This is a genomic window from Mycolicibacterium phocaicum (assembly GCF_010731115.1).
In the GTDB taxonomy this organism is placed as follows: domain Bacteria; phylum Actinomycetota; class Actinomycetes; order Mycobacteriales; family Mycobacteriaceae; genus Mycobacterium; species Mycobacterium phocaicum.
On sequence record NZ_AP022616.1, the window covers coordinates 1,170,561 to 1,196,194 of the forward strand.

At 67.5% G+C, this 25,634-nt stretch carries 29 protein-coding genes, 4 tRNA genes and 1 pseudogene; 17 read left to right on the forward strand and 17 right to left on the reverse strand.

All coding sequences use genetic code 11. From position 1 onward, the window contains the following. Positions 1 to 42: 42 nt before the first annotated feature. The 7 genes from G6N46_RS05645 to G6N46_RS05675 all read right to left on the reverse strand — a co-directional run bounded on the left by G6N46_RS05645 (position 43) and on the right by G6N46_RS05675 (position 7,130). Positions 43 to 1,077, reverse strand: a complete 1,035-nt coding sequence (locus tag G6N46_RS05645) for an NUDIX hydrolase (RefSeq protein WP_138249052.1) — start codon at positions 1,075 to 1,077, stop codon at positions 43 to 45. Beyond that, positions 1,078 to 2,208, reverse strand: a complete 1,131-nt coding sequence (locus tag G6N46_RS05650) for a glycosyltransferase family 4 protein (RefSeq protein ID WP_133426757.1) — start codon at positions 2,206 to 2,208, stop codon at positions 1,078 to 1,080. It abuts the gene before it with no gap. Then, entirely contained in the window at positions 2,208 to 3,161 is a 954-nt protein-coding gene (locus tag G6N46_RS05655) for a phosphatidylinositol mannoside acyltransferase (RefSeq protein ID WP_138249051.1), read from the reverse strand. Before G6N46_RS05655 ends, G6N46_RS05650 begins: the two co-directional genes overlap by 1 nt. Then, positions 3,158 to 3,817: a phosphatidylinositol phosphate synthase gene (gene pgsA / locus G6N46_RS05660; RefSeq protein WP_138249050.1), complete on the reverse strand. Its 660-nt coding sequence runs from the start codon at positions 3,815 to 3,817 to the stop codon at positions 3,158 to 3,160. Before pgsA ends, G6N46_RS05655 begins: the two co-directional genes overlap by 4 nt. Next, a complete protein-coding gene (locus G6N46_RS05665) occupies positions 3,814 to 4,383 on the reverse strand; it encodes an ATP adenylyltransferase (RefSeq protein WP_061002452.1) in 570 nt (189 codons plus the stop codon). Before G6N46_RS05665 ends, pgsA begins: the two co-directional genes overlap by 4 nt. Beyond that, positions 4,380 to 6,440 (reverse strand): threonine--tRNA ligase, encoded by a 2,061-nt coding sequence (thrS, locus tag G6N46_RS05670; RefSeq protein ID WP_138249049.1) that lies wholly within the window; start codon positions 6,438 to 6,440, stop codon positions 4,380 to 4,382. Before thrS ends, G6N46_RS05665 begins: the two co-directional genes overlap by 4 nt. Before the next feature lie 78 nt (positions 6,441 to 6,518). Next, positions 6,519 to 7,130, reverse strand: coding sequence for a PaaI family thioesterase (locus G6N46_RS05675; RefSeq protein WP_138249048.1), 612 nt, complete (start codon positions 7,128 to 7,130; stop codon positions 6,519 to 6,521). A 33-nt stretch (positions 7,131 to 7,163) separates the two neighbouring features. Between G6N46_RS05675 and G6N46_RS05680 the strand changes: the two genes are divergently transcribed. Further along, entirely contained in the window at positions 7,164 to 7,661 is a 498-nt protein-coding gene (locus tag G6N46_RS05680) for a DUF1990 domain-containing protein (protein ID WP_138249047.1), read from the forward strand. A gap of 106 nt (positions 7,662 to 7,767) precedes the next feature. On the opposite strand, the gene G6N46_RS05685 is transcribed toward G6N46_RS05680, so the two are convergent. Then, complete coding sequence (locus G6N46_RS05685) at positions 7,768 to 9,006, reverse strand: HNH endonuclease (RefSeq protein ID WP_138249046.1); 1,239 nt, start codon at positions 9,004 to 9,006, stop codon at positions 7,768 to 7,770. A gap of 151 nt (positions 9,007 to 9,157) precedes the next feature. On the opposite strand from G6N46_RS05685, the gene stpK7 reads away from it, so the two are divergent. Beyond that, positions 9,158 to 10,927, forward strand: coding sequence for a serine/threonine protein kinase StpK7 (gene stpK7 / locus G6N46_RS05690; RefSeq protein WP_138249045.1), 1,770 nt, complete (start codon positions 9,158 to 9,160; stop codon positions 10,925 to 10,927). Here stpK7 and G6N46_RS05695 read toward each other — a convergent pair. Continuing rightward, on the reverse strand, positions 10,924 to 11,682 hold the full coding sequence (locus tag G6N46_RS05695; RefSeq protein WP_138249044.1) for a transporter substrate-binding domain-containing protein: 759 nt from the start codon (positions 11,680 to 11,682) through the stop codon (positions 10,924 to 10,926). The genes stpK7 and G6N46_RS05695 overlap by 4 nt on opposite strands. A 45-nt stretch (positions 11,683 to 11,727) precedes the next feature. Here G6N46_RS05695 and G6N46_RS28595 point away from each other — a divergent pair, with 45 nt between their 5' ends. Continuing rightward, complete coding sequence (locus tag G6N46_RS28595; protein ID WP_234880628.1) at positions 11,728 to 12,171, forward strand: hypothetical protein; 444 nt, start codon at positions 11,728 to 11,730, stop codon at positions 12,169 to 12,171. Positions 12,172 to 12,237: 66 nt separating this feature from the next. Here G6N46_RS28595 and G6N46_RS28600 read toward each other — a convergent pair. Both G6N46_RS28600 and G6N46_RS05705 read right to left on the reverse strand, forming a co-directional pair. Beyond that, positions 12,238 to 12,417: pseudogene (locus tag G6N46_RS28600) on the reverse strand (DUF2231 domain-containing protein); the annotation flags it as partial. Between the two features lie 12 nt (positions 12,418 to 12,429). Further along, positions 12,430 to 12,603: a hypothetical protein gene (locus tag G6N46_RS05705; protein ID WP_163692613.1), complete on the reverse strand. Its 174-nt coding sequence runs from the start codon at positions 12,601 to 12,603 to the stop codon at positions 12,430 to 12,432. Between the two features lie 142 nt (positions 12,604 to 12,745). Between G6N46_RS05705 and G6N46_RS05710 the strand changes: the two genes are divergently transcribed. Both G6N46_RS05710 and G6N46_RS05715 read left to right on the forward strand, forming a co-directional pair. Continuing rightward, on the forward strand, positions 12,746 to 14,143 hold the full coding sequence (locus G6N46_RS05710; RefSeq protein ID WP_138249042.1) for a type II NADH:quinone oxidoreductase NdhA: 1,398 nt from the start codon (positions 12,746 to 12,748) through the stop codon (positions 14,141 to 14,143). A gap of 5 nt (positions 14,144 to 14,148) precedes the next feature. After that, positions 14,149 to 14,721, forward strand: coding sequence for a hypothetical protein (locus G6N46_RS05715; RefSeq protein ID WP_138249041.1), 573 nt, complete (start codon positions 14,149 to 14,151; stop codon positions 14,719 to 14,721). 3 nt (positions 14,722 to 14,724) lie between these two features. On the opposite strand, the gene G6N46_RS05720 is transcribed toward G6N46_RS05715, so the two are convergent. After that, on the reverse strand, positions 14,725 to 16,176 hold the full coding sequence (locus G6N46_RS05720; protein WP_163692615.1) for a PPE family protein: 1,452 nt from the start codon (positions 16,174 to 16,176) through the stop codon (positions 14,725 to 14,727). A 156-nt stretch (positions 16,177 to 16,332) separates the two neighbouring features. Here G6N46_RS05720 and G6N46_RS05725 point away from each other — a divergent pair, with 156 nt between their 5' ends. Continuing rightward, positions 16,333 to 17,070 carry a GNAT family N-acetyltransferase gene (locus tag G6N46_RS05725; RefSeq protein WP_138249040.1) on the forward strand — a complete coding sequence of 246 codons (738 nt, stop codon included), beginning with the start codon at positions 16,333 to 16,335 and terminating at the stop codon, positions 17,068 to 17,070. Positions 17,071 to 17,083: 13 nt separating this feature from the next. Here the strand turns inward: G6N46_RS05725 and G6N46_RS05730 are convergent. Then, positions 17,084 to 17,158 (reverse strand) — tRNA-Val (locus G6N46_RS05730). Positions 17,159 to 17,448: 290 nt separating this feature from the next. On the opposite strand from G6N46_RS05730, the gene G6N46_RS05735 reads away from it, so the two are divergent. The 4 genes from G6N46_RS05735 to G6N46_RS05750 all read left to right on the forward strand — a co-directional run bounded on the left by G6N46_RS05735 (position 17,449) and on the right by G6N46_RS05750 (position 18,110). Beyond that, positions 17,449 to 17,521 (forward strand) — tRNA-Gly (locus G6N46_RS05735). Between the two features lie 28 nt (positions 17,522 to 17,549). After that, a tRNA-Cys gene (locus G6N46_RS05740) sits at positions 17,550 to 17,623 on the forward strand. Positions 17,624 to 17,638: 15 nt separating this feature from the next. Then, positions 17,639 to 17,713, forward strand: a tRNA-Val gene (locus tag G6N46_RS05745). A 205-nt stretch (positions 17,714 to 17,918) separates the two neighbouring features. Further along, positions 17,919 to 18,110: an excalibur calcium-binding domain-containing protein gene (locus G6N46_RS05750; RefSeq protein ID WP_020101794.1), complete on the forward strand. Its 192-nt coding sequence runs from the start codon at positions 17,919 to 17,921 to the stop codon at positions 18,108 to 18,110. Between the two features lie 20 nt (positions 18,111 to 18,130). On the opposite strand, the gene G6N46_RS05755 is transcribed toward G6N46_RS05750, so the two are convergent. The 3 genes from G6N46_RS05755 to G6N46_RS05765 are packed head-to-tail and all read right to left on the reverse strand — an operon-like array spanning position 18,131 to position 19,474. Beyond that, on the reverse strand, positions 18,131 to 18,343 hold the full coding sequence (locus G6N46_RS05755) for a three-helix bundle dimerization domain-containing protein (protein ID WP_138249039.1): 213 nt from the start codon (positions 18,341 to 18,343) through the stop codon (positions 18,131 to 18,133). A gap of 58 nt (positions 18,344 to 18,401) precedes the next feature. Continuing rightward, positions 18,402 to 18,881 carry a DUF6653 family protein gene (locus G6N46_RS05760; protein ID WP_138249038.1) on the reverse strand — a complete coding sequence of 160 codons (480 nt, stop codon included), beginning with the start codon at positions 18,879 to 18,881 and terminating at the stop codon, positions 18,402 to 18,404. After that, complete coding sequence (locus tag G6N46_RS05765; RefSeq protein ID WP_163692617.1) at positions 18,878 to 19,474, reverse strand: TetR/AcrR family transcriptional regulator; 597 nt, start codon at positions 19,472 to 19,474, stop codon at positions 18,878 to 18,880. The genes G6N46_RS05760 and G6N46_RS05765 overlap by 4 nt, the downstream gene beginning before the upstream one ends. Positions 19,475 to 20,005: 531 nt before the next feature. On the opposite strand from G6N46_RS05765, the gene G6N46_RS05770 reads away from it, so the two are divergent. From G6N46_RS05770 to G6N46_RS05795, 6 genes are all read left to right on the forward strand, one after another. Next, on the forward strand, positions 20,006 to 20,326 hold the full coding sequence (locus G6N46_RS05770) for a hypothetical protein (protein WP_138249036.1): 321 nt from the start codon (positions 20,006 to 20,008) through the stop codon (positions 20,324 to 20,326). A 111-nt stretch (positions 20,327 to 20,437) separates the two neighbouring features. Next, on the forward strand, positions 20,438 to 20,962 hold the full coding sequence (locus tag G6N46_RS05775; protein WP_138249035.1) for an Rv1352/Rv1906c domain-containing protein: 525 nt from the start codon (positions 20,438 to 20,440) through the stop codon (positions 20,960 to 20,962). Positions 20,963 to 20,980: 18 nt separating this feature from the next. Then, positions 20,981 to 21,634 carry a DedA family protein gene (locus G6N46_RS05780; RefSeq protein WP_138249034.1) on the forward strand — a complete coding sequence of 218 codons (654 nt, stop codon included), beginning with the start codon at positions 20,981 to 20,983 and terminating at the stop codon, positions 21,632 to 21,634. 51 nt (positions 21,635 to 21,685) lie between these two features. Next, positions 21,686 to 22,465, forward strand: coding sequence for a Clp protease N-terminal domain-containing protein (locus tag G6N46_RS05785; protein ID WP_138249033.1), 780 nt, complete (start codon positions 21,686 to 21,688; stop codon positions 22,463 to 22,465). Positions 22,466 to 22,567: 102 nt separating this feature from the next. Further along, a complete protein-coding gene (locus tag G6N46_RS05790; RefSeq protein ID WP_138249032.1) occupies positions 22,568 to 23,116 on the forward strand; it encodes a hypothetical protein in 549 nt (182 codons plus the stop codon). Between the two features lie 79 nt (positions 23,117 to 23,195). Beyond that, positions 23,196 to 23,726 (forward strand): GNAT family N-acetyltransferase, encoded by a 531-nt coding sequence (locus tag G6N46_RS05795; RefSeq protein WP_138249031.1) that lies wholly within the window; start codon positions 23,196 to 23,198, stop codon positions 23,724 to 23,726. Positions 23,727 to 23,729: 3 nt separating this feature from the next. Here G6N46_RS05795 and zapE read toward each other — a convergent pair whose 3' ends face one another. Next, positions 23,730 to 24,773 carry a cell division protein ZapE gene (gene zapE / locus G6N46_RS05800; protein WP_138249030.1) on the reverse strand — a complete coding sequence of 348 codons (1,044 nt, stop codon included), beginning with the start codon at positions 24,771 to 24,773 and terminating at the stop codon, positions 23,730 to 23,732. 34 nt (positions 24,774 to 24,807) lie between these two features. Between zapE and G6N46_RS05805 the strand changes: the two genes are divergently transcribed. Next, positions 24,808 to 25,599, forward strand: a complete 792-nt coding sequence (locus tag G6N46_RS05805; protein ID WP_407665081.1) for a pyrimidine reductase family protein — start codon at positions 24,808 to 24,810, stop codon at positions 25,597 to 25,599. Positions 25,600 to 25,634 lie beyond the last annotated feature (35 nt).

Genomic DNA, 25,634 nt, shown 5'->3' on the forward strand with positions numbered 1-25,634 from the left:
CGCCAAGTCTAGTGGCCGGACCAAATCGGTTATCCGCGCAGGTCAGCGGATGGGCTGCGGCTCCCCGCCCGCCGTCACCGCCGGACGTGCCCCGTCGGCCAATTCGCCTGCGAGCGAAAGGTATTCACCGAGCTGCAATGGGTAGACAGTCTCACCATCTGCGGCCAGGCGGGCGATGACCGCCGCGTCACACCAGCGGTGCGCGTGGATCGACTGCCTTTCCACGGTGGTGTGACCACTGGTCACCGGCTCGAAGCGTGTCGTGCGGTACACGAAGAAGAATTCCTCGCTGCGGATCACAGACCCGTTGAACTCGAACACCGCCTCCCGGCGCCACACCGGGCCGGTCAGGTCGGCCGGGTCGACCTTCAGCCCGGTCTCCTCGGCGATCTCGCGGGCGGCGGCGTCGGGCAGCGACTCGTCCGGTTCGACCGCTCCCCCGACGGTGAACCACCACCGCGGCGCCATCAGCGGGTCGGCGGCCGGGTCGCTGCCGCAGAACAGCAGCACCTGCCCGTCCTGGTCCAGCAGCACGACGCGGGCCGACCGCCGTCGTCCCACCGCACCCGGCTCATGCCGCGACGCCCGCTCGACGATCTCGAAATACGTTGGCATGGCGGCGGTTCCGCCGAGATGCAGCCAGCGCACCAGGGTGCGCTCACGCAGCGCGAGGGTGTCGCGCACCGCGTCGTTGTGGAAGCGGCGGGCCAGCAGCACGCGGGCCTCGGCGTCGGCGAGCTCGGCTACCAGGGTCACCGGGATGGACGCCGGATCGACCTGCGCCAGGGCTCCCGACAGTTCGTTCTCCGCGGCCTCGCGGGCCGCGCGCGGGGCCCGTTCGGCTTCGTCCGCCAATGCGGCCAGGCGGCGGCCCGCCGGCCGGGACCCGTATGCGTCGGCGGCGACGGCGCGGGCGACCACCGCACGCCGGGCCAGCGCGCCGTCCAAGGCCTGCCACGACAGGTCGTAGCGGACGTGCAGCCGGTCGAGCCGGTGCGCGGTCTGATAGGCCCACACCACGGTGATCAGGACCGTCAGCACCAGCACGACCAGCGCGACGATCAACAGCCAATGCATTTAGGCCTCCACCCGGACCTTCGTCCCCGACCCCGCCACGGTTTCGTAGACCAGCATGATCTGCTGCGCGACCACCGACCAGTCGTAGCGGCGCACCGCCTGCGTGGCCGCCTCGGCGTACCGGCGGCGGTCGGCGTCGTTCGAGAGCATCTCGACCAGCGCTTCGCCGAGGGCTTCGGCATCGTCGACCGGCACCAGCCGGCCCGCCGTACCTTGGTCGAGCACGCGCCGGAAGGCGTCCAAGTCACTGGCCACCACGGGCGTGCCCGCGGCCATGGCCTCGACCAGCACGATGCCGAAGCTCTCGCCGCCGGTGTTCGGGGCGCAGTAGACGTCGGCGCTGCGCATGGCCGATGCCTTCTCGGCATCGTCGACCAGGCCGAGGAAGCGCAGGTGCCCCGCGTGCTCGCCGACAGTCTCCTTGAGGGCGTCCTCGTCGCCGCGGCCGACGATCAGCACCTCGACGTCCGGGCAGGCCGCCACCAGTTTCGGCAGCGCCCCGACGAGCACCTGCATGCCTTTGCGCGGCTCGTCGAACCGGCCGAGGAACAGCACGGTGCGGCCGGGCCGCGGATAGCCGGGCAGCAGTGGCGCTTTGTCGAACGCCGACACGTCGACGCCGTTGGGAATCTCCACGGCGTCCGAGCCCAGGGCCTCCATCTGCCAGCGCCGGGCCAGATCGGACACCGCGATGCGGCCCATGATCTTCTCGTTCCAGGGCCGCAGAATCCCCTGAAAGACGTTGAGCGTCAAGGACTTCGTGGTCGACGTGTGGAACGTCGCGACGATCGGGCCGTTGGCCACCATCAGCGCCAGCAACGACAGGCTCGGGGCGTTGGGCTCGTGCAGATGCAGCACGTCGAAGTCGCCCTCGACGATCCAGCGCTTGACCATCCGCCGGGTCGCGGGGCCGAATCGCAGCCGCGCCACGGACCCGTTGTACGGGATGGGCACGGCCTTGCCCCCGGAGACGACGTAGTCGGGCAGATCGGCGTGCGTCTCGGCGGACGACGGCGCCAGCACACTGACCTCGTGGCCGTAGCCGCGCATCACCTCGGCCAGTTGCAGCACGTGTGCCTGAACGCCACCCGGTACGTCGAACGAGTACGGGCACACCATGCCGATGCGCATCAGCCGTTCCCGGCCAACCGGGCGCGACGTTCCTCGGACAGGTCCGCCAGCCACTGCGGTTGCAGCATGTGCCAGTCCGTCGGATGCGCGGCGATGCCTGCCTCGAAACGCGTCGCCAACTCCTGGGTGATGGCCCCGACGTCGCCGCTGGACGTATCGATCGGCGACGAGACGTCGAACTGCCAGTCGTTGGGTTTGTTCCAGCAGTGGACGGTCAGCAGCGTCGCGCCGGTGTTGACCGCAAGCTTGGCCGCGCCGGCCGGCATCCGGGTCGGCTCACCGAAGAGGTTGACCTGCACACCATTTCGCGACAGGTCCCGATCAGCCATGAGGCAGACGATGCGGCCCTCCTGCAACCGCTCGGTCAGCACCTCGAACGGCGGGCGCACTCCCCCGGTCAGCGGCAGGATCTCGAAGCCCAGGGATTCGCGGTACTCGACGAAACGGTTGTACAGCGACTCGGGCTTCAGGCGCTCGGCGACCGTGGTGAACTTGCCGTACTGGTGCACCACCGAGACGCCGGCCATGTCCCAGTTGCCGCTGTGCGGCACTGCCAGGATGACGCCGTTGCCGCACTCGAGGCCCGCCGCGATCTGCTCGGTGCCGACCAGGCAGTGCCGGAGCCTTTGTCCGAGGGTGCGCTGGTTCATCGACGGCAGCCGGAAAGCCTCCCGCCAGTAGCGGCCGTACGACGCCAGCGAGGCGCGGATGACGCGGCCCGGCACCTTGGCCGGCGGGACACCCAGCACCCGAGCCAGGTTCTTGCGCAGCTGCTCGGGACCGCCGCCACGCGCCGCATAGAGCGCGCCCGCGTCGAACATGTTGCGGGCGGCGAACTCCGGCATGGTCCGGATCAGACCCCACCCCGCGGCATAGCCGAGGTCCTTGATCTGCTCGCCCATCGGGACGTCGAAACCGCCGAAGGACGGCACTCCGCCAGTGGGAACGCTCATTGCTGCTCCTTCGACGGTGAACTCGACGGCAGCGGCTCGTCGGCGCCCGGCGAACGGCGCACCGAGGCCACGCGCTGGCCCAGCGTGATGATGCTGGCGACCGCCAGCACCCACATCGCGATGGGCAGCGCCAGCGGCAGCGGATGGATCGGCAGATCCGAGAACCCGGCACCCACCAGCACGATGATCAACCGCTCCGGGCGTTCGATGAAACCGCCGTCGGCGTTCAGTCCGCTGGCCTCGGCGCGGGCCTTGATGTACGAGATCACCTGCGAGGTGACCAGGCAGATCAGCGTGGCGATCGCCAGCGGCTTGTCGTGCATCTCGAACGCGATCCACCACAGCAGGCCGCAGAACACCGCGCCGTCACCGATGCGGTCACAGGTCGCGTCGAGCACCGCCCCCAGGCGCGTGCCGTAGCCGCGTTCGCGGGCCATGGCGCCGTCGAGCATGTCGGCCAGCACGAAGAACCAGACCGCCACGGCGCCGTACCAAAGGTGCCCCGTCGGGAACAGCGTCAGTGCACTGATGACCGAGGCGGCGGTACCGATGACGGTGACGCTGTCCGGCGTCAGCCCGATGCGCAGTGCTCCCCGGGCCAGCGGGCGGCTCACCTTGGTGTAGGCCGCGCGGGTCAGCAGGTAGAAGTCGCTCACGAGGCGCTGTCCTGCTTTGCCCACTCGTCGGCCAGCAGCTTGCGGGTGTCGCGCAGCAGCTGCGGGATCACCTTGGTGCCGCCGATGACGGTGATGAAGTTGGCGTCGCCGCCCCAGCGTGGCACCACGTGCATGTGCAGGTGGTCGGCCAGCGAACCGCCGGCCGAGGTGCCCAGGTTGAGCCCGACGTTGAAGGCGTGCGGGTTCGAGATCGCCTTCATCACGCGAATTGCCTTCTGCGTGAACGTCATCAGCTCACTGCTCTCGGCCTCGGTGAGGTCCTCGAGTTCGGACACCTTCCGGTAAGGCACCACCATGAGGTGCCCCGGGTTGTACGGGTACAGGTTGAGCACCGCGTAGACCTGTTCGCCGCGCGCGACGATCAGGCCTTCCTCGTCGGACATGGTGGGGATGTCGATGAACGGCTGCTTCGAGCCCGCGGACGTGCCCTCGCCGCCCTTCATCGGAGCGTCGACGATGTAGCTCATCCGGTGCGGCGTCCACAGCCGCTGCAGATAGTCGACGTCGCCCACGCCGCGGTCCACGATGCTCCGATCCTCGGTCACGCCTGTGCGCCCCGCGCCTCGTTCACCAGGTCTGCGGTCGGGAAGGCATTTTCGCGGCGCGCGATCCAGCCCGCGATGAGGTCGGCGGCCTCGGCCACCGGGACACCGTTGACCTGGGTGCGGTCACCGAACCGGAAGGACACCGCACCTGCCTCTTTGTCCTTGTCGCCCGCGAGCAACATGAACGGCACCTTCTGGTTGGTGTGGTTGACGATCTTCTTGGCCATCCGGTCGTCGCTGCCGTCCACCTCGACCCGGATGCCACGCGACTTCAGTTGCGCCGCAACGTCGTACAGGTAGTCCAGGTGCGCGTCGGCGACCGGGATGCCGACGACCTGCACGGGGGCCAGCCAGGCCGGGAACGCACCGGCGTAATGCTCGGTGAGCACGCCGAAGAACCGCTCGATGGACCCGAACAGCGCGCGGTGGATCAGCACCGGACGCTGCCGGCTGCCGTCGGCCGCGGTGTACTCCAGCTCGAACCGGTCGGGCATGTTGAAGTCCAGCTGGATGGTCGACATCTGCCAGCTGCGGCCCAGCGCGTCCTTGACCTGGACGGAGATCTTCGGACCGTAGAACGCCGCGCCGCCCGGGTCCGGCACCAGATCAAGACCGGAGGCCTCGGCGACCTCGCGCAGGGTCTCGGTGGCCTCTTCCCACAGTTCGTCGGAGCCGACGTACTTGTCCGGGTCCTTCGTCGACAGCTCCAGGAAGTAGTCGTCCAGGCCGTAGTCGCTGAGCAGGTCCAGTACGAACTGCAGCAGCGTGGTGAGCTCATCGCGCATCTGCTCACGGGTGACGTAGATGTGCGCGTCGTCCTGCGTCATGCCGCGCACGCGGGTCAGGCCGTGGACGACGCCCGACTTCTCGTAGCGGTACACACTGCCGAACTCGAAGAGCCGCAGTGGCAGCTCGCGGTACGACCGCCCCCGCGACCGGAAGATCAGGTGGTGCATGGGGCAGTTCATGGGCTTGAGGTAGTAGTTCTGCCCCGGCTTGCGCAGCGTGCCGTCGTCGTTGAACTCCGCGTCGATGTGCATCGGCGGGTACATGCCGTCGGCGTACCACTCCAGGTGTCCCGAGGTGATGTACAGCTGCTCTTTGGTGATGTGCGGGGTGTTGACGAACTCGTAGCCGGCTTCCTGGTGCTTACGCCGCGAGTAGTCCTCCAGCTCCCGCCGCACGACGCCGCCCTTGGGGTGGAACACCGGCAGGCCCGAGCCCAGCTCGTCCGGGAAGCTGAACAGGTCCAGCTCCACACCCAGCTTGCGGTGGTCGCGGCGCAGCGCCTCCTCGATCAGTTCGAGGTGCTTGTCGAGGGCCTCCTGCGACTCCCAGGCGGTGCCGTAGACGCGCTGCAGGCTGGCGTTCTTCTGGTCGCCGCGCCAGTACGCGGCACTGCTGCGGGTGAGCTTGAACGCCGGGATGTGCTTGGTGGTCGGGATGTGCGGGCCGCGGCACAGGTCGCCCCAAACCCGTTCGCGGGTACGGGGATTGAGGTTGTCGTAGGCCGTCAGCTCGTCGCCGCCGACCTCCATGATGTCGGCGTCACCGGACTTGTCGTCGACCAGCTCGAGCTTGTAGGGCTCCTTGGCCAGCTCCTCGCGGGCCTGCTCCTTCGACTCGTACACGCGACGGTCGAACAGCTGACCGTCCTTGATGATCTTCTGCATGCGCTTCTCGAGCTTGGCCAGATCGTCCGGCGTGAACGGCTCGGCGACGCCGAAGTCGTAGTAGAAGCCGTCGGTGATCGGCGGGCCGATGCCGAGCTTGGCCTCGGGGAACAGATCCTGCACGGCCTGGGCCAGCACGTGGGCGCACGAGTGGCGGATGACGCTGCGACCGTCCTCGGTGTTCGCGGCGACCGGGACGACCTCGACGTCGACGTCCGGGGTCCAGGACAGGTCGCGCAGGCGGCCCTCGGCGTCCTTGACCACGACGATGGCGTCGACCTCGCCACGCTGCGGCAGCCCGGCCTCGCGGACCGCGGCGCCGGCGGTAGTCCCGGCAGCGACCCGGATCGGGGCTGCTGGTGCGGGGCTGGCGACGGCGGTCATCGAGACACTCCTACTGGTTAGGTGACGATCGCGACCATGCTATCGGCACCGGTCATCGCTTCGCGGCCCAGCGCCGCCTCAAGGCTGACCCGGCTTGAGCCTGACGAAGAGGGCCTCGGCGTCGGCGAGCACCGTGTCACCGTCCAGCAGCGCGCCGGTGATGAAGATCTTGCGGCCCTCGACGCGCTCCAGCGTCGCCGTGGCGCGTAGGTCTTTTTCGACCGGGACGATCTGCCGGTAGTTGATGTGCAGGTAGGCGGTGCGCTGGAACGGGCTGTCGGTGAGCCGGTAGGCGGCATGCCCGAGCACCGAGTCGAACAGCAGCCCGATGGACCCGCCGTGCGCGGCGCCGTTGCGGCCCAGATGAAAGCGCCGGAAGCGGACCGAGCCGGCGATCCGGCCGTCATCGGTGACCTTGAGGTCGGACGGCACGTTCAGGACGTTGCCGCGGTTGGGCAGGTCGAGGCGACGGCCCGACGGCGAGTGCCACTCGTCGGCGCGGTACGGCGCCAGCAGGGCGTTGGCCTGTTCGATGAGGTTCGCGGCCTGCGTGATGACGTCGTCCGGCGCGTCGGCGCCGCGCGCGTGGTCGCCGGCCATGCGGACGGATTCGACGAACCTGCCGTAGTCGGGGCCGCCCTGGGTGGTCGGTTTGGGCGGGTTGAATCCTCCACCGGCATGCTTATCCACCTGTTTCTCTTATCACGGTGGCATGGTGGCCCTATGCAGCTGAGCGACCTGGCCGACCTGACGTTCACCTATCCCGACGTCGGCGCCACCGCCGGGCCGCTGCCGGACGGCTATCACCACGTCCATGCGGAGGCCCAGATCGGTTCGGGTCGAGCACGATTCGACAAGGCGGCCGCCGCGGTCCTGCGGTGGGAAATGCAGCGAGGTGTCGGCATGCGGGTGGAGGCGACCACCGTCACTGCTGCAGTGGGTACCGACATGCTGGGCCGTCTCGGACCCGTGCAGGTGCCGTGCCGCGTGGTGTACGTCGTCGACGAACCCGACCGGCGCGGGTTCGCGTACGGGACGCTGCCCGGCCACCCGGAGTCCGGCGAGGAACTGTTCAGCGTGCGTTATGACCCCACCAGCGACGCGGTCTTCGCCGCGGCGACCGCGTTCTCGCGGCCCGCACTCTGGTGGAGCCGTCTCGGCGCTCCGGTTTCGCGGGTCGCGCAGCGGGTGATCGCGCGGCGCTACTTGCGGGCGGTCTGACCGACCGGGCGGCCCTTCGGGTGCGGGCCTGCCGCTCCGCCGCTGAAGCGGCAGGCTCGCTGGGTTGTCACTGTTGAGTTGTCAAGGTGCGCGATGCTTTTAGGTATTAGGCGGCCGCGTCGAGTCGCATGGTGCGGCGGTTGTAGGCGGGGATCGGTTTTCGGTGTGGGTCGACGGTGGCGGGTGGGATGAGCCACGGGTGTTTGTCCAGGCCCATGACGACGTCCCAGCCGTCGTGGTGGACGTTGGCGTGGCAGGCCGGGCACAACAGACACCCGTTGCCCAGACTCGTTTCACCGCCGTGGGTCCAGTGCACGATGTGATGGGCGTGGGTCCGGCCGGGTGGTGCGCCGCATTTGATGCAGCATTGATCCCGGTGATACAGCGCTTTGCGCAGATGGGGTGGGAACAGGCGTTTCTCCCGCCCCATATCCAGGGGTACGTGTTCGCCGTCGACGATCATCGTGGTCAGGGTGGTGTCGCAGGTGAGTCGGTCCAGGGTCATGGTGCTGATCGACCCGATGAATTCCAGCGTGGCCAGATCCGGGGCGTCGGCGGGGACGGTCAGCAGTAGTTGCGTTCGCGGCACGGAGGCGACGTCCCCGCCGCGGGCCGCGATATCCAACACCGCTTCCAGGGCGTCCGCCCGCCGCCGGGACGCGGACCGCACATCGGGGCTGCCGTCGGGTTCGGGCCGCGGCGCCGACCCCTGCTCCATCGCCGCGATGTACTTCGCACCGACTTCGGCATCCAAATCCGCGCGGATCTGGACGCGGCCGTCGCTGGTGACGCGGTGGTCGGCGGTGTTGATCGACCGATCCTCAGCCGCCGGCAGCCCACCTTCAGCCGCGGCGACCCGGTTGCCCAGCCGGCGGGCCCGGGCCCCGATGTCGGCGGGGGTGGCGCCGGAGAAGAACTGCCCCAACAGATCCGTCAGCTGCGCGAACCGGGCCTGCTCGTCGATTGGTCCGGGTGCGCGGGCCTGAATGTGGTTGATCCCTTTGACGATCGCATCGACATGCTCCCCCGACATCGCCCCGTCGGCGGCATGCGCCGCCAGCGTCGGCAACACCGGCAGGGCGCCGCCGACCCGGACCAGCCGCTCGGCCACCGACGGCGCACAGCCCAACGCCATCAACAGCTCCCGCGGCGTCCGGCCTTGGCTGGCCGCCACCCCACAGCGGCCGAGCACCCCGGTCAGCATCGCCGCCAGATGATCGATCACATTGCGCAGCGTCACCACGCACGTCATCGCCTCCACCGCATCGCCCGCAGGCATGTCGTCGGGGACCTGCACGCCGCGGAGGGCCTCAAGGCTGGTGGTGAAATCCGGTGCGATTCCCATGCCCAATTGTATCGAACATACGTTCGAACAGCAAGGGGTTTCTCGTCAGCTTCGCCGACTCCCGCCAGAGCACCCGACTGTGATTCACCCGGCCACCGCTGACCAGGTGTTGTAGCTTTCACACGAAACTGAAACGGCCAAGGAGTGCTGGGTGGAGCCGACACGATTCGGGCACTACGAGCTGCGCGAACTGATAGGCCGCGGCGGCATGGGCGAGGTCTACGTCGCTTATGACACCAACACCCAGCGCACTGTCGCGCTCAAGGTACTGCCGCCGCACCTCGCCAAAGACCCCGTATTCCAGGAACGGTTCAAGCGCGAGTCCCAGGCCGCCGCCGGCCTGAACGAGCCGCACGTCGTCCCCATCCACGGTTTCGGCGAGATCGACAACCAGCTCTACCTGGACATGCGGCTCATCGAAGGCCGCACCCTCGCCGAGATCCTGGCCGACACCGAACACCGCCCGAGCCCAGAGTTCTCCGTCGGGGTCGTCGAGCAGATCGCCGCAGCCCTGGACGCGGCACACGGAACCGGGTTGATCCACCGGGACATCAAGCCCTCCAACATCCTGGTGACCGACCACGACTTCGCCTACCTGATCGACTTCGGCCTCGCTCGAACCGCCGGTGAGCACGGATTGACCACGGCCGGAAGCACTCTCGGGACCTTGGCCTACATGGCGCCCGAGCGGTTCGAGGGCGGCCAGGCCGACCCGCGCTCGGACATCTACGCGTTGACCTGCGTGCTGTACGAATGCCTGACCGGCCGGCGGCCGTATCCGGCCGACAGTCTCGAGCATCAGATCGCCGGCCATGTCAGCGCTCCCGCGCCGAAGCCGTCCGACGTCGACCGGCGGCTCGCCGCGTTCGACGATGTGATCGCCAAGGGCATGGCCAAGAAACCCGGCAAGCGCTACCAGCACGCCGGCGAACTTGCTGCCGACGCCCGTGCCGCACTGAGTGCACGAATGCGCGTCTCGGGGCGAACCGGCCCGCGCACAGGTTCAGGACGCCATGCGGTGCAGGCGGCCGAACCGAAGCGCCGCACCCGGCGGATCGTCATCGCCGTCGGCGCGGTGGTCGTGCTGGCCGCGGGCGCGGGAACTGCGTGGCTCTACTGGTCCCGGCAATACCAGGTCGGGCCGTCGGGTTCGGTGCCGTCGATCGCCGCCAAGCTACCCGGCGATCTCAAAGACTCCGGGCGGCTGGTGGTGGGAGTCAACATTCCTTATGCGCCAAACGAATTCAAGGGACCCGACGGGAAGTTCACCGGTTTCGACGTCGACCTGATGACGGCGGTGAGCCGGGTGCTCGGACTCGAGCCGGAGTTCCGGGAGATCCGCATCTCCAAGATCGTCGCCTCGGTGCACGACGGGATCATCGCCGTCGGGGCGTCCTCGACCACCGACACCAAACAGCGGGAGAAGTCAGCCGACTTCGTGACCTACTTCAAGGCCGGCGTGCTGTGGGCGCGGCGGGCCGGATCGAGTGTGGACCCCAACGCGGCGTGCGGACTTCGAGTCGGCGTGCACCTGGGCTCGGTCGAGGAGACCGATCATCTGCCGGCCCGCAGCGCGGCATGTGTGGCAGCCGGGGTGGCCCCCATCGAGATCGTCCCCATCGCCGGCCAGGACGGCGTCACCGCGGCCCTGCTCGCCGGCACCGTCGACGCGATGGCCGCCGACTCGCCCGTCACCGGCTACGCCATCAAACTCAGCGGCGGCAAGCTGGAAGCAGCCGGCGGAATAGTCGATGCGCAGCCCTACGGGTGGCCGGTGGCCAAGGGCTCGTCACTCGCCGCCGCGTTGCAGGCAGCGCTCAAACACCTGATGCAGACCGGCGAATACCGCGAGATCGCCACCAAATGGGGTGTGGAGATGGGCATCATCGACAAGCCGGTGATCAACGGCGCACTGCGTTAACCCAGCCACTTGCGACTGACGGCCGCATAACTGCCATTGCGCTGAATAGAATTGAGCCATTTGTTGATTCGCTGCTGCAGAGCCGCCGCGCTCTTGGGCATCAGGTAGGCCTTCTGCGCGACGGTGAACGGCTGCTCGGTCGACACCCCGCACAATTGTGGATGTTGCAGGGCCTGCCAACGGATTTCACTGCCGTCGGTGATCATGACGTCGGCCCTGCCCTCGATGACCTGATCGAAAATGGTGTTGTTGTCCGGGTATTCGACGATGGTCGCGTGGCGCAGGTGAGCCCGGTCGAATTGCTCATTCGTGCCACCGGGATTGACGACCACCCGCACTCCCCCGCGGTCGATATCAGGCAGGGACCGGTATTTCGCGGCGTCGGCGCAACGCACGATGGCCGCCTTGCCGTCGCGCAGATACGGGTCGGAGAACAGTGCCCTGGCCGCCCGGTCGGCAGTGACGCTGATACCGCCGACCGCCAGCTCACACTTCTGGCCCAGATCGGTCATCAACGTCGGCCACGTTGTCGGCACAAGTTGCAGTTCCGCGCCGGACTCGCGGGCGAAATCCCGGACCAGATCGATGTCCATGCCGCTCCACTGGCCGTCGGCGTCGCGGTAGGTGAACGGCCGGTAGTCGCCGGTACTGCACACCGTCAGCGCCGTTGGCGGAGCTTCGGCCGGCGGTGCACTGCACCCCGCAGCCGCCGCGACGAAAAGCACCGACGCGCCTCGGATCACAGTGCGCCTCATGCACTCAGGCTCTCATGCGGCCACTGACTCGCCTACGCTGGAGGTATGCGTCGAGTCGCGGCACTGGCAGTGGCAGGTGCGCTTCTCAGCGCCTGCACGCAGACCGTGCCCGGGCAGGCCGGCGCGCCGGAAGACCTCAAGTGGCAACGCCCCATCACCGACTCGATGTCCACCCTGGGCGGCACGCTCGGCACGGTCGGCGAAGCGATGACCGCGCACGACTTCGTCGCCATGTCGCGCGATTGCACGAAACTGCAAGGAACCTTGGACGATCTCGGCAAGAACCTGCCGACTCCCGACGCGGCCGTCAACTCGTCATTGCAGGACAGCATCGACAACTTCCGGTCGTTCGCCCGCGTATGCACGATGATGACCCCGGGCACCGCGGACGCAGCGCTCGGCCAGCTGAGCGGCTACCTGGACCGCGGTGACAGCGCCATGCGAAAAGCCTTGCAACAGATGGGCATCGAGCTGCCCGCCGCGCGCTAGCGCGCGGTACGACGGCGAACTCGGATGGAAGCCGTCGGCCTGGTCGACCTCACCGGCGACCCGTACCCCGTAGCGATAAGCCAGCTTCCCACCGAGAAAGCCGGAGATGCCCAGCGCGGCGATGCTGAGTACCGACAGTGTCAGCGGGCCCAACTCGACCGGCGCGGAAGCGCTGTACGAGGCTTGCCGCCAAAGGAAATTGATGATGAAGGCGGCGGTGATCGTCACGTCCAGGCCCATGTGCATGAGGCGCCCACGTCAGCCAGCGGCGCGCGTCAAATGCATGCCGCCGGGCTGCGGCACCCTCTTGCCGAACCTGGCCAGAAGCCAGTGCCCGGCCACCGTGTAATCGCCGCGGTCCGCCCGCGGCAGTGCGGGCGGGATCGGGTGCGGTGGGGCGTAATTGCCGTAGTGCCAATGGTTCGTCGCCACTGCGATTCCCGCTCAGCCCGTCCCCAAACGTGCCCGGGCCGACGGCGTTCCATCGCAGGTCAATCCGTTGCCGCCCATAGTTCGTCAACTCCCAGTATGTTTGCCCTGTCGTTCGGTCCTACGTTGTGCCCGAAGGAGCCACATGACCATCGCGTCCCAGCGTCATCGCGTCGTCGTCATCGGATCGGGATTCGGTGGCCTGCAGGCCGCCAAGGCCCTCAAACGCGCCGATGTCGACATCACCTTGATCTCACGCACGACGACCCACCTCTTCCAGCCGTTGCTGTACCAGGTCGCCACCGGCATCCTGTCCGAAGGCGAGATCGCGCCGACGACACGGCTGGTCCTGCGCAAGCAGCAGAACGTCACGGTCCGTCTCGGCGAGGTCGAACACATCGACCTGGAGGCGCAGACCGTCACCTCCAAGCTCATGTCGCAGGAGACGGTGACGCCCTACGACAGCCTGATCGTCGCGGCCGGCGCGCAGCAGTCGTACTTCGGCAACGACCACTTCGCGACGTTCGCGCCGGGCATGAAAACCATCGATGACGCCCTCGAGCTGCGCGGCCGCATCCTGGGCGCATTCGAAGCCGCCGAGGTGGTCACCGACCCGGCCGAACGCGAACGCCGGCTGACGTTCGTCGTCGTCGGCGCCGGGCCTACCGGCGTCGAGCTGGCCGGGCAGATCGCCGAACTCGCGGAACGCACCTTGGCGGGCGCGTTCCGCAGCATCAAGCCGCAGGACTGCCGCGTGATCCTGCTGGACGCCGCACCTGCGGTGCTGCCGCCGATGGGCGCCAAGCTCGGCGCCAAGGCGCAGAAACGCCTGGAGAAGCTCGGCGTCGAGATCCAGCTCAACGCGATGGTCAGCGATGTCGACTACAAGGGCATCACCGTCAAGGACAAAGACGGCACCGAGCGGCGAATCGACTGCGCCTGCAAGGTGTGGTCGGCCGGTGTGCAGGCGAGCCCGCTGGGCAAGCTCATCGCCGAGCAGTCCGACGGCACCCAGACCGACCGGGCCGGTCGCGTCATGGTCGAACCCGACCTCACGGTCAAAGGCCACCCGAACGTGTTCGTCATCGGCGACCTGATGGCCGTCCAGGGCGTGCCAGGTATGGCGCAGGGCGCCATCCAGGGCGCCACCTACGCCGCGGACATCATCAAGCGCCACCTGGCAGGCCAGGACGACCCTGCCAACCGCGAACCCTTCAAGTACTGGGACAAGGGCAGCATGGCGACGGTGTCGCGGTTCGACGCGGTCGCGCAGGTGCCGGTGCCGTTGACCAAGAAGAAGCTGGAATTCGCCGGACCGTTCGCGTGGCTGTCGTGGCTGGTGCTGCACCTGGTCTATCTGGTCGGCTACAAGAACCGGGTGACGACGCTGTTCACCTGGTTCGTCACCTTCCTCGGCCGCGGGCGCGCGCAGATGGCGATCACCAGCCAGATGATCTACGCGCGCACATCGATGCAGCTGCTGCAGAACCAGTTGAATGCATTGGCCGCAGCTGACAAGGTCGAGAAGAACGAGTCCGCCTGACGGGCATGGAAATCCGTTGGGGCACAAGTCATACGGCACGGTTGCGGCAGGTCTGTGTCGGCTGGGACGGTACCGAGGCCGGAGCGCCGTGCTACCCGCCGGACTGGGAAACTGAACCCGACGACCTGCACCTGCTGCGGATTGCGGCCGCCCACGGCGTGTGCCCGACGGGCACATACCGGTATCGGCGGCCCCCGGCCGATCACGAATATTCCCCGTTTGTCGCGAATCTGACCGATGCGGCGGACTTCGACTTCACCGGTCAGCACCGGGCCCTGCTCGCGCGGATGAGCTGGGAGCTGTCGGACCCCTACGACGACGAGGACATCCCCGGGGCCGACCCCAAACGGCCGTACGGCGACTTCACCTTCTACCAGATCGAAATGGCGCTGGCGCTGGGCCGGATCCCGGCGCAGAAGCCGCCCGACCACGACCCGATGACGCCCGAGATCGCACAGGCCATGACGGCCCTGCACTTCCAGATGCAGCCCGCTCTACAGATCTTCTTGCAGCACTTCGACATTGCCGACGGTCAGCTGTTCCACGGCGAGGAGTGGGGCGGCTGGGTGCCGGCCTGACCGTCAGTCGGGGTGATCGGGATTCCAGGTGCTCGGCAGCATCGGCGCCCGCGCCCCGTCGCCGAACTCGTCGCTGCGCGCCGTCGTCAAACCGGCCGGGGCCGTACCTGTTCTCGATACGGCTCCGGTGAACCCCATGGGGCCGGCGCCGCTGCCCGACGCACCCGATTCCCATTCCGGGGAGACGTCGAGGTCCATGTATTCGACGGCGTCACCTTCCTGCTTGCGCCGACCGCGGCGCCGGCGCGCCTGTCGGTCCGTCGCCGCGGCGGCCGAGGCTTCTCGGGCAGTCGTCGACGCCCGTGCCGACGCGGCGGCGTCGGCGCGCGTCTGACGCTGGAGCCAGGCGCTCGCACCGATACCCGAACCGTCACCGACCGCGTACGGGAATCCGGGGTCTCCCACGGGCGGCGGCGAGGTCGGTGCCGGAGCAGCCGGCGACGACACCGTGCTGGTCAAAGCCGATGCGGGCGCACTCGCCGGAGCCGACGCAGTGGTCGCCGTTGACGCCGGGCTGGGCGCAGGGGCCGTCGCGACGGCGGGCGTGGGCGTGTCCTGCGGCGCCGGCAGCGGCTCCGCACCGATCGCCGCCGGGGGTACCTGGACACCGGCCAGTCCCGCGAACCCGGCCACCCAGCCGAGGTTGGTGATCGCCAGGCCGAGTGCCGGCTGGATCAGTGCCGGGGCGAACTGTCCGAGCACCGAAGCCAGCTGCGACGCATGGAAAGTCACGTCCGCCAACACCATCGGCAGATTGGTCAGCAGCGCGGCCGGATCGTAAAGCAAGTTGTTCCAAAGCAGTTCCAGGTGCTCGCCCATCTCGGCGCCGACGTCGAACCACCACTCCAGATCGGTCGGGTCCAGATCGCCGTGGCCGTGGTCGTGGTCGTGGTCGTGATCGTGGTCATGGTCGTCGTGCGCCACGATCGACGGCGCGGGTGTGGAGTGCGGCGCGGACGTCGTCGCCACGTCGGAGACGGCTTCGTATGTCGCCATCGCGGTCGCGGCCTGCACCCACATTCGGACGTAATCGGCCTCGGTGACCGCGATGGGAATTGTGTTGATACCGAAGAAGTTTGTGGCGACCAGCGCGGCCTGCGTGGCGTGGTTGGCAGCCAGTTCGGCGAGGGTGGGCATCGTCGCCAGCGCGGCAGCGTACGCGCCGGCGACGGCCTCGTGCTGGGCCGCGCGGGCATTGCTCTCCAGGCCGCTCTGAGTCAGCCACTCGAGATACGGGACGTGTGCGGCCACATACCTCTCCGCAGTCGGACCCTGCCACGATCCCGCGTGCGTTGCCGCGAGGACGGCGCGAAGCTCTTCGGCCACCGCCGTGTAGGTCGCGCCGAGGGAAGACCATTGGGCCGCGGCCACGAGCAGTGGCCCCGGGCCGGGACCGCTGCTGAGCAGTGCCGAATGCACTTCTGGCGGCGACGCCATCCACACCGGCATTGCCATCGCGCATCCCCCGCCCGTTAACGATAATGAAAACTATATTCATTAAGGCTAGCAGCCAGCGCCGCAGCTCGAGAAAATGCGTTGCCGATCGGATGGCAGCTCTGAAAGATGCGACCTGCCCCGGTCAACCCCGCCAGCGCCCCCAGGAGTTCATCCGTGCCCGACTTCTCGCCGGTCATCACCGACTACTGGACCGCTGCGTTCAGCGGGAAAACGTTGCACCGCAACGAACATCTGACAATCACCGTCAGGCCTGATCTCGATCACGACGAACGCGCCGCCATCCTGCAATCGGCCGACGACAAGCTGGTCTCCGTCACCGTGAGCCCCGCGGTCGCGGATGCGCTGACGGAAGACATTGCCGCCCTCGGCAATCCGACGGCAGTCGGCATCCGGGCTGCGCTCGCGACCCGGGGCATCGTGCTGAACGGTGCCGACAATGTGTTTTATCTCTCAGAATCGGCAGCCGACGACATCCTCGGCGAGGCGGCATCAACCAACGTGCGACCGCTCACCAGTGGGGATGCCGAGATGTTTGCGTCATTCAAAGCGGCTGTGTCCGAACGGGACTGGGACGAGGCGTACGTCGAGCTCGACCACTGGGCCGCATTCGGTGCGTTCGACCGGCACGGGCGCCTCATCAGCATCGGCAGCATGTATCCGTGGGACGACGAGTTTCCGCTGGCGGATGCCGGAGTGCTCACGCTGGATTCGGCGCGAGGCCGCGGGCACGCAAAGACGTTGGTGCGCGCGATGTTTCGCTACGCGCTCCTGGAGGGATACGAGCCGCAGTACCGCTGCCAGCTGGACAATACGGCTTCGAACAAACTTGCCGCCAGTCTGGATTTGCAGCTGTTCGGGCAATGGGAAACCGTCATCCCCGACGATGTGTGACGGTGGGTTTGTGTGGTGGTCCCGACTGGGATCGAACCAGTGACCTTCCGCGTGTGAGGCGGACGCTCTCCCCCTGAGCTACGAGACCGGGGAATCTCACCGACCGGATCGGTGCGACGACAGACACTAACACGTCCCGCGACCCGAACGGGAATCGCGTCCCGCCGGCGCCAGACGGCAGCCGCGCCCGTCGCCCGACCCCGGCCCCGTGCCGCCTCAGGAGTCACACGACGCAACGCCTGAAACATCGGCCAAGACTCGGTCACCTCCCCGAACCAGCCCGTTTACCAGCGGTTTTCACGCGATTTGTGTCTGCTCGCATTCGTGCACTAATGTCTTGCATCGCAACGGACGAACAAAGTTCAACCGAAGCGAAACGCGGATGTAGCGCAGTTGGTAGCGCATCACCTTGCCAAGGTGAGGGTCGCGGGTTCGAATCCCGTCATCCGCTCGAAGGTGCGAATGGCATCAGCCCCAGTGGTGGAGTGGCCGAGTGGTGAGGCAACGGCCTGCAAAGCCGTGCACACGGGTTCGATTCCCGTCTCCACCTCCACAAGTTTTCAACCCGGCGCGATTAGCTCAGCGGGAGAGCGCTTCCCTGACACGGAAGAGGTCACTGGTTCAATCCCAGTATCGCGCACCACAGTTTCAAGTCTGGCCCGGTTTTCGAACCGGGCCTTTCTTTTTGTCTGCCCAGCCCTCCCCGCTGATGCCCCAGCAATTGGAAATATATTCGTACCAATGCGCTGTTATTTCGCCATTTCATATTCAGAGCAGCATTGATGACGGTAGCGTCAAGCTCGCAATATCGGCATATTGCCGATCCGAGCTAACTCTCCGAGGTCGAAATGTTGCGTGCGTTGATCGTTGCTGCCCTGATTACCTCTGCCGGGGTGGCCATCGCCCCCGCCGCGCAGGCATCGGGCTACAAGAACTGTTCGGCAGCCCACGCCGACGGTCGGTACAACATCCCGCAGGGTGATCCCGACTACAAGGCATCGCAGGACCGCGACGGCGACGGCATCGCCTGCGAAGGCTGATCAACGCCGAGCAAGCCGGTTCAGACCGCGGCGGCCCGCAGGCCGTGATCCAGCTCTTCGCGAACGTGCCGCTCCACCAGGAGTGGCACGAAATCGCGCACGGCGGACGACACAAACCCCTCGTGTACTCGCCGCACCGCGGTGGCGATCCGCGTGGGATCGACCGACGGATAGCGTGCCGTCAGGCGTGCCACGACTTCGCCGATCGCTCGCTCTTCGCTGAACTCGCGCATCGACATATTCTCGCGCAGCGCTCCCCCGCGCGGCGCCGAAATAGGCAAGACAGTGCGGTCACCGACCGGATGTCACCTCGTCGTAGAAGATGCCCAGCCGGTCAATGCGCCAGAGCTGCCCGTACACGACGAGGACGGCGCCGAACACCGCCGGCCAGATGAGCAGCGCGCCGAGCCCCCACACCAGCAGCGCGGCGCCGGCCAGCGCGCCGGCGACCCAAATTCTTTGGACGACAGCGAAACCCGCCGGCATGCGCGACCGGTCCTGCAGCCACAGCCGTTCACCGTAGATGCCGCGGGAGGACCAGGCGACCGGCTTGTCGACGGGCGCGAACGCATGCGGGTTCCACCACAGCCACAGGATGACGACGCCGACGGGCGCAAGGGCCCACCAGCCGATCCAGACGCGACTCCAGATCGCCAGCATCATCAGCGGGATCGCCGCGAATCGCGTCCACACGCTCCACGGGTTCGCGTGGCGCCGCCAGGCCTCGTCGCTCATGCCGGCAGCACGGGCGTACTTGTCCAGTAGCTTCATCGCAGCATTCCCCTCGCCAGGGTTCGGATGGTGGCCTCGAGGACTTCGTCATAGTCGGCGCCGAACCGGTCGCGGTTCATCACGAGCAGTCCGACGGACCGCATGACACCCAGCAGAGCGGCCGGCGTGATGTCGTCGACCAGGACGCCGGCACGCTGGCCGGCCGCGAGGTAGTCGAGCACCGGGCGGACGATCTGCGGCATCACTCGCGCGACTTGCTCGGATCCGACGCGGCGGGTGACCGCCGCCAGTTCGTCGGCATGTGTCAGCAGCCTCCGATAGAACGGATCGTCGACGAGCACGTCCGTGATGGCACGCATGAGGCCGACGAGGTTCTCCTCATCGACGGGCCGGGCCAGCGCCTCGGCGAGCCGAGCACCCACCTGGGGCGCACGCCGCAGCATCACCTCGAGATAGAGCGACTCCTTCGAGTCGAAGAACGCATAGAAGCTGCCTTTGGCGATCCCGGCCGGCTGGACGAGTTCATCCAGCGACGTCTTCTTCAGCCCCTGGGCGGCGAACAGCCGCTCGGCAGTTTCCGCCAGCACGCGCACGATGCGGTCCTTCTCGCCGGACGAGAACGCCACTGCCATAGCTATGACTCCTTTGGTCATTCAGTCATAGGATACGCGTTTGCGATCCTGGACACCAGGGCATTCAACAACCGCCGATCGCCCCGAAGGGCCAGGCACAGTGAACGCCGGCAGGTTTGCTTCACCCGGCGTGTAACGATTTACTGCCTCTCGTCGATGAACCTCCTCAGCACGGTGCTACCGATAGCCATCGGGCGCTGTCGGGCTTCCGCGTAGCTAATACACTCCATGCGCCGTGCGTTACCCGGAATTCGGCAGGCACAACACGCGCCCGAGAGGTCCGAAAACACCCCGTCTGACCAGTTCAGACCCCTCAATGTGCATTGGGCTGCAGATGCGGCCCCGCAACCGGTGCGCCACCACACCTGTCTCAGCAGTCAACCGATCGGCGAATGGGCCGGCGGTCGCCAGCAAATTCAATTCCGCGAAATAGTCATTTGCGAAAAGTTCGCTCATTTGGTTGCGCTAGACCCGAAAGTGGTCTACAAATGTTTGCTGTAAGCGAGTTTCGCTCCAGGAGGGACACCAACCATGGCTAACATCACCACTCGCATCGCAGGATCGATTGCTCTCGCTGGAGGCGCCGCGGTCATCGCGCTCGCCGGCGCGGGCTCCGCTGCCGCAGACACGACCCCTGACCAGCAGATCGGCCAGTTCGGCACCCAGATCAACCAGGCCCTCGGTCAGTTCGGCACCGCCAACTTGCAGGCGCTGGGCCAGGCCGGTACGTGGTACAACCAGGCCGCCGGCACCGCGGGCACGTACTACAACCAGGGCGCGGGCCAGCTCGGCACCTACACCACCCAGCAGCTCGTCGGCCTGGTGGGCGGCGTCTTCGCACCGCAGCACTGATTTCGCGCAAGACATCGTCAGGGCGCGGGCCGCAACGGCCCGCGCCCTGCGCTGTTTTCTCGGCCACTATGCGCCCCACGCACATAGCTAGAAGAGCTAAACTTTGACCTCATGAGCTCAAAGACGTCGATCGCCGCTGCCGCGGCACTGGCCGTGGTGAGCTGGGGCGCATCGGCGGCGGTTGCCGTGGCCGACCCCACGCCCGCACCCCCGGGGCCCGCGGCTCCCGCCGGAGGCCTGAAGACCAGCATCGACGGTGACGGACTGTTCATCGTCGGCAAGGACATCGCGCCCGGCACCTACGCCACCGCCGGACCGGTCGGCGACAAGCGCTGCTACTGGCGCCGGATGAACAACGTGGACCCGCACGCAAAGAACAACGTCATCGACAGCGCCATGACCGCCAAGCCTCAGGTCGTGCTCATCGATGAGACCGACAAGGCATTCAAGACCAGTGGCTGCCAGTCCTGGCACGTCACCGACGCGGCACCGGACTCCACCGGACCGGGCCCCAACATTTCCCCGCAGGCCCGCGCCGCGATCGCGATCCTCGGCACCCTCGGCGGAGGCGGCGGCGCTCCCGCACCGGCACCCGCGCCCGCACCGGCGGCGCCTGCACCGCCGGCCACGCCGTAGTAGTGCATCCTTAGCGGCATGGACGTCGACGCGCTGCTGCAATCGATCCCGCCGCTGGCGGTGTATCTCGTGGTCGGGCTCGTGATCGGGCTCGAAAGCCTGGGCATTCCGCTGCCGGGCGAGATCATCCTCGTCACGGCCGCCGTCATGTCGTCCCGGCACACGCTGGACATCGACCCGGTGGGCGTCGGACTGTCCGCTGCCGCCGGCGCCATCATCGGCGACTCGATCGGATACAGCATCGGCCGCCGCTTCGGCATGTCGCTGTTCGAACGCCTGGGCCGCCGATTCCCCAAACACTTCGGTCCCGGCCACGTCGCACTCGCCCGCCGGCTCTTCAGCCGCTGGGGCGTCTGGGCCGTGTTCTTCGGCCGTTTCGTCGCGCTGCTGCGCATCTTCGCCGGGCCGCTGGCCGGAGCGCTCAAGATGCACTACTCACGCTTCCTGGCCGCCAATGCCGCCGGCGGCATCGTGTGGGCCTGCGGCACCACGGCCGTCGTCTACTACCTCGGTGTGGCCGCCGAGAAATGGCTGGCGCGGTTCTCCTGGGTTGCGCTGCTGGTGGGCGGCCTGCTGGCCCTGACAGTGACCATCGTGCTGAAAGAGCGCACCGCCAAGGCGATCGAGCAGCTGGAAACCGAGCACGATTGGGACACCCTGCGACAGTCGTAGGTCCGTCAACTTGCGGTTGACGAATCTCGATCGTCAACCTACGGTTGACGCATGGCTACATCTGCTGAATCCGCGCACACCTCCACGCCCAATCCGATCGCCGGCACCATCCGTCTCGATGACCTCATCGAGGCGATCAAGAAGGTGCACACCGAACCGCTCGACCAACTCACCGACGCGATGCTCGCCGCCGAGCATCTCGGCGACATCGCCGACCATCTCATCGGCCACTTCGTCGATCAGGCACGCCGTTCCGGAGCGTCGTGGACCGACATCGGCAGCAGCATGGGCGTCACCAAGCAGGCCGCGCAGAAACGTTTCGTCCCCAAGGAACCCCGACTCGACACCATGGATCCCAAGGACGGATTCAGCCGGTTCACCCCACGCGCCCGCACCGCTGTCGTCGAAGCCCAGCAAGCCGCGCACACCTCGCGCAGCATCGAGATCACCCCCGACCATCTGTTGCTGGGACTGCTCACCGACCCGGGGTCACTGGCCATGGTCCTGCTGAGCAACCAGGGCATCACCGCCGACCAGATCCGCGCGGCCGCCGCCGTACCCGTCGGCACCGCCGAACCCAAGGCCCTGATCCCGTTCGACGGCGCCGCCAAGAAGGTGCTCGAACTGACCTTCCGCGAAGCACTTCGGTTGGGGCACAACTACATCGGGACCGAACACATCCTGCTGGCGTTGCTCGAATCCGAGGACGCCGACGGACCGTTGCACCGGCTCGGCGTCGACAAGGGCCGCCTCGAAAGCGAGCTCGAGAAGATGCTCACCGACTTCGTCGCCGCGCAGCAGGCGGCCGGGGAGCCGACCGGGCAACAGTGAGTGTCCACTGACAGGGACGAACCGGCGAGATCTGCTCCATTCCGGCGAGGCCGTCATGGCGGTGTGCCATCATGCGATGCAGTTGTAACGAGAGAGGACGCGATGAGCACGGGCGTGAACGGCAACAGGACCTACCGCTGGCTGGCGGGTTTGCTCGGTGCGTTGACCCTGCTGGCGGCCACCCTGGCGCCCTCGGCAGCGGCCGAGACCAGCATCGGCAACCTCGGTCAGACCCTGCACGTCGACTACAAGGGCCTCGTCGCCGACGTCACCGTCCACAACGTGCTGCCGTCGGACGAGCCGCCGGGCTGGACCTGGAACGGCTCGCCGCGCTGGCGCGCCCAGGGCGGCCCCTGGAAGGCCGATGTCACCGTGCACGTCATCTCGACACCCAACCCCCATTGGATGGCTACCGGAGTCACCTTCAGTGGCGTCACCCCCTACGCCGACGCCTACGCCTCCAAGCACACCGACGATCCCAACGCCCTGGAACTCAAGCTGCTGAGCGCGCCCGCGGGCGCCACCGTCGACGGCGTCGTCTACTGGGACGTCTACCGCGGCCTGGTGACCAACGTGGTCATGCTCAACCCAGCCACCGGCACCCACCTCGCGCAGTGGAACATCTGGCAGCCGGGCGACCAGCTGCCCTGAGGCTCCGGCGATCGGACATAAACTGCCCCTGCCCCGTGCGGACAGGGGCAGTTCTGTGTTCGTGGACAAGGAGGCCCCGATGACGGTGCAGGTGCGGCAGGCGCAGGCCGAGGATGTCGCCGAACTCGCTGACGTGGCCGCCGCGACGTTCCCGCTGGCCTGCCCGCCGTCGTCGACGCCGGAGAACATCGCGGCCTTCATCGCCGCGCAGCTGTCCGCCGAGCGCTTCGGCGAATACCTGCGCGATCCCGAACGTGCCGTCTTCATCGCGCACGACGACGCGCGAATCCTGGGCTACACCATGCTGATTCGCGGTGTGGCCGATGACGCCGACGTGCAACGCGCGGTGCCGGAGCGACCGGCCGTCGAACTGTCCAAGTGCTACGTGCTGCCCGACGTCCACGGCGGAGACGTCGCGGCGACGCTCATGGACGCGTCGGTCGCCTTCGCACGTGAGCTCGGCGCCCGCTGCGTCTGGCTCGGCGTCAATCAGGAAAACGAACGCGCCCAACGCTTTTACCGCAAGCACGGCTTCGAGGTCACCGGCACCAAGACGTTTCAGCTCGGCGCCCGGACCGAGAGCGACTACGTGCTGGTGCGGGCGCTGTAGACCTCAGGCGTGCAGCTGCGTGCCCTCGTGGGTCAGCGCGAGCAGGCGGGACGTCGCGCGCAGGTACTTCTTGCGGAAGCCGCCGGCCAGCATCTCTTCGCTGAAGACGGTGTTCATCTTCTCCCCCGACGCCACGACGGGAATGCCCGCGTCGTACAGCCGGTCGATCAGCGACACCAGCCGCAGCGCGACGGACTGGTCGTACACCATATGCACACCCGTGATGAAAACCTGTTGCACGTCTTCGATCAACGCGTGGTAGCGCGACGGGTGCATGGTCGCCAGGTGCGCGCACAGGGCATCGAACTCGTCGAGCGTGGCGCCTTCGACACCGACCGCCCAGGACCGCACGTCGGCTTCCGACGGCGGCACCGGGGCCGACGGCAGGGCGCGCTGACGGTAGTCGGGGCCTTCGACGCGGACTGTGGTGAAAATGCTTGACAGCGTATTGATCTCGCGCAGGAAGTCCTGGGCCGCGAAGCGGCCTTCACCGAGCTGTTCGGGCAGCGTGTTCGACGTCGCCGCGATCGACACGCCGCGCTCCACGAGCGCCGAGAGCAGCCGCGAGATCAGCGTGGTGTTGCCGGGATCGTCGAGTTCGAACTCGTCGATGCACACGACCACATACTCGGACAGCAGGTCGATGCACTCGGTGAAGCCGAAGACGCCGGCAAGCTGCGTCAGCTCACCGAACGTGGCGAACGCGGCGGGGCCGGCGTTCGCGCCGGCCAGCGTGTAGTACGTCGACGCCAACAGGTGGGTCTTGCCGACACCGAAGCCGCCGTCGAGGTACATGCCGACCCCCGGCAGCGCTTCCCGCTTGCCGAACAACTTCTTCTTGCCGGCCCGCTGGCGGACCGCATCCTCGCAGAACTTGCGCGCCGAAACCACCGCGGCAGCCTGCGACGGCTCATTCGGATCGGGCCGGTAGGAGTCGTAGCTGACGTCGGCGAACGTGGGCGGCGGGACCAGTTCGGCGATCAGTCTTTCCGGCGTGACGGTCGGATGACGATCGGTCAGGTGCGCGACTTCGCTGGCCCCAGGCATTAACGCACCATAGCGGCGTGTTGCAATGATTCACGTGTCCGATCCCGACGCTGCGACGCAGCTCACAGAGCTCAGCGCGGTAGGCGCTGCCTTCCCGGCCGGCGCCGAGACCGGCGACGACACGCTGCTGGCACCGTTCTACAGCTACCCCGCGGACCTCGACCGTCCGTGGGTGCGGGCCAACATGATCTCCAGCCTGGACGGCGGCGCCACCGACGACGGCCGCGCCGGCGGCCTGGCCGGTCCGGGCGACCGGGCGCTGTTCGGTTTCATGCGTCAGCAGGCCGACGTCATCCTGGTCGGTGCGGCGACCGTGCGCATCGAGAATTACTCGGGCGCTCAGATGTCCGCGCCGCAACGCCAGGCCCGCCAGCTCCGCGGTCAGGCCGAGGTACCGCCCATCGCGGTCATCACGCACAGCGCCGACATCCCGCACGACGCCAAGTTCTTCACCCGCACCGAAGTACCGCCGCTGATCCTCACCAGCCGCGACAGCATCGACGACACCTGCCGCCGGTTCACCGGGCTCGCCGAGGTCATCGACGCCTCCGGGACCGCCCCCGACCGCGTCGACCCGCACGTCGTGCTGCGCATCCTCGGCGACCGCGGGCTGCGCCGCGTGCTGACCGAGGGCGGACCGTCCGTACTGAACATGCTGATCGAGGAAGACCTGATCGACGAGATGTGTGTGACCATCGCGCCGATCCTGGTCGGCGGATTCGCCCGGCGGATCGCCTCGGGCCCCGGCGAGGCACACACCCGGCTGCGCCGGAGCCACGTCCTCACCGACACCGCGGGCTACCTGTACACGCGCTACGTCCGCTGACCGGTCTCACCCACCGGCATCGCTACTGTGGTGGC

What these genes read in the sequence shown, in the direction of transcription:
- G6N46_RS05680 (WP_138249047.1), top strand. Translation starts at nt 7,164, where the DNA reads ATGCAGCTGAGCGACCTGGCCGACCTGACGTTCACCTATCCCGACGTC.
- G6N46_RS05785 (WP_138249033.1), top strand. Translation starts at nt 21,686, where the DNA reads ATGGCTACATCTGCTGAATCCGCGCACACCTCCACGCCCAATCCGATC.
- G6N46_RS05710 (WP_138249042.1), top strand. Translation starts at nt 12,746, where the DNA reads ATGACCATCGCGTCCCAGCGTCATCGCGTCGTCGTCATCGGATCGGGA.
- G6N46_RS05795 (WP_138249031.1), top strand. Translation starts at nt 23,196, where the DNA reads ATGACGGTGCAGGTGCGGCAGGCGCAGGCCGAGGATGTCGCCGAACTC.
- G6N46_RS28595 (WP_234880628.1), top strand. Translation starts at nt 11,728, where the DNA reads ATGCGTCGAGTCGCGGCACTGGCAGTGGCAGGTGCGCTTCTCAGCGCC.
- G6N46_RS05685 (WP_138249046.1), bottom strand. Translation starts at nt 9,006, where the DNA reads ATGGGAATCGCACCGGATTTCACCACCAGCCTTGAGGCCCTCCGCGGC.
- zapE (WP_138249030.1), bottom strand. Translation starts at nt 24,773, where the DNA reads ATGCCTGGGGCCAGCGAAGTCGCGCACCTGACCGATCGTCATCCGACC.
- G6N46_RS05645 (WP_138249052.1), bottom strand. Translation starts at nt 1,077, where the DNA reads ATGCATTGGCTGTTGATCGTCGCGCTGGTCGTGCTGGTGCTGACGGTC.
- thrS (WP_138249049.1), bottom strand. Translation starts at nt 6,440, where the DNA reads ATGACCGCCGTCGCCAGCCCCGCACCAGCAGCCCCGATCCGGGTCGCT.
- G6N46_RS05655 (WP_138249051.1), bottom strand. Translation starts at nt 3,161, where the DNA reads ATGAGCGTTCCCACTGGCGGAGTGCCGTCCTTCGGCGGTTTCGACGTC.
- G6N46_RS05760 (WP_138249038.1), bottom strand. Translation starts at nt 18,881, where the DNA reads ATGAAGCTACTGGACAAGTACGCCCGTGCTGCCGGCATGAGCGACGAG.
- G6N46_RS05765 (WP_163692617.1), bottom strand. Translation starts at nt 19,474, where the DNA reads ATGGCAGTGGCGTTCTCGTCCGGCGAGAAGGACCGCATCGTGCGCGTG.
- G6N46_RS05715 (WP_138249041.1), top strand. Translation starts at nt 14,149, where the DNA reads ATGGAAATCCGTTGGGGCACAAGTCATACGGCACGGTTGCGGCAGGTC.
- G6N46_RS05755 (WP_138249039.1), bottom strand. Translation starts at nt 18,343, where the DNA reads ATGCGCGAGTTCAGCGAAGAGCGAGCGATCGGCGAAGTCGTGGCACGC.
- G6N46_RS05790 (WP_138249032.1), top strand. Translation starts at nt 22,568, where the DNA reads ATGAGCACGGGCGTGAACGGCAACAGGACCTACCGCTGGCTGGCGGGT.
- G6N46_RS05770 (WP_138249036.1), top strand. Translation starts at nt 20,006, where the DNA reads ATGGCTAACATCACCACTCGCATCGCAGGATCGATTGCTCTCGCTGGA.
- G6N46_RS05775 (WP_138249035.1), top strand. Translation starts at nt 20,438, where the DNA reads ATGAGCTCAAAGACGTCGATCGCCGCTGCCGCGGCACTGGCCGTGGTG.
- G6N46_RS05750 (WP_020101794.1), top strand. Translation starts at nt 17,919, where the DNA reads ATGTTGCGTGCGTTGATCGTTGCTGCCCTGATTACCTCTGCCGGGGTG.
- G6N46_RS05695 (WP_138249044.1), bottom strand. Translation starts at nt 11,682, where the DNA reads ATGAGGCGCACTGTGATCCGAGGCGCGTCGGTGCTTTTCGTCGCGGCG.
- G6N46_RS05720 (WP_163692615.1), bottom strand. Translation starts at nt 16,176, where the DNA reads ATGGCAATGCCGGTGTGGATGGCGTCGCCGCCAGAAGTGCATTCGGCA.
- G6N46_RS05650 (WP_133426757.1), bottom strand. Translation starts at nt 2,208, where the DNA reads ATGCGCATCGGCATGGTGTGCCCGTACTCGTTCGACGTACCGGGTGGC.
- G6N46_RS05780 (WP_138249034.1), top strand. Translation starts at nt 20,981, where the DNA reads ATGGACGTCGACGCGCTGCTGCAATCGATCCCGCCGCTGGCGGTGTAT.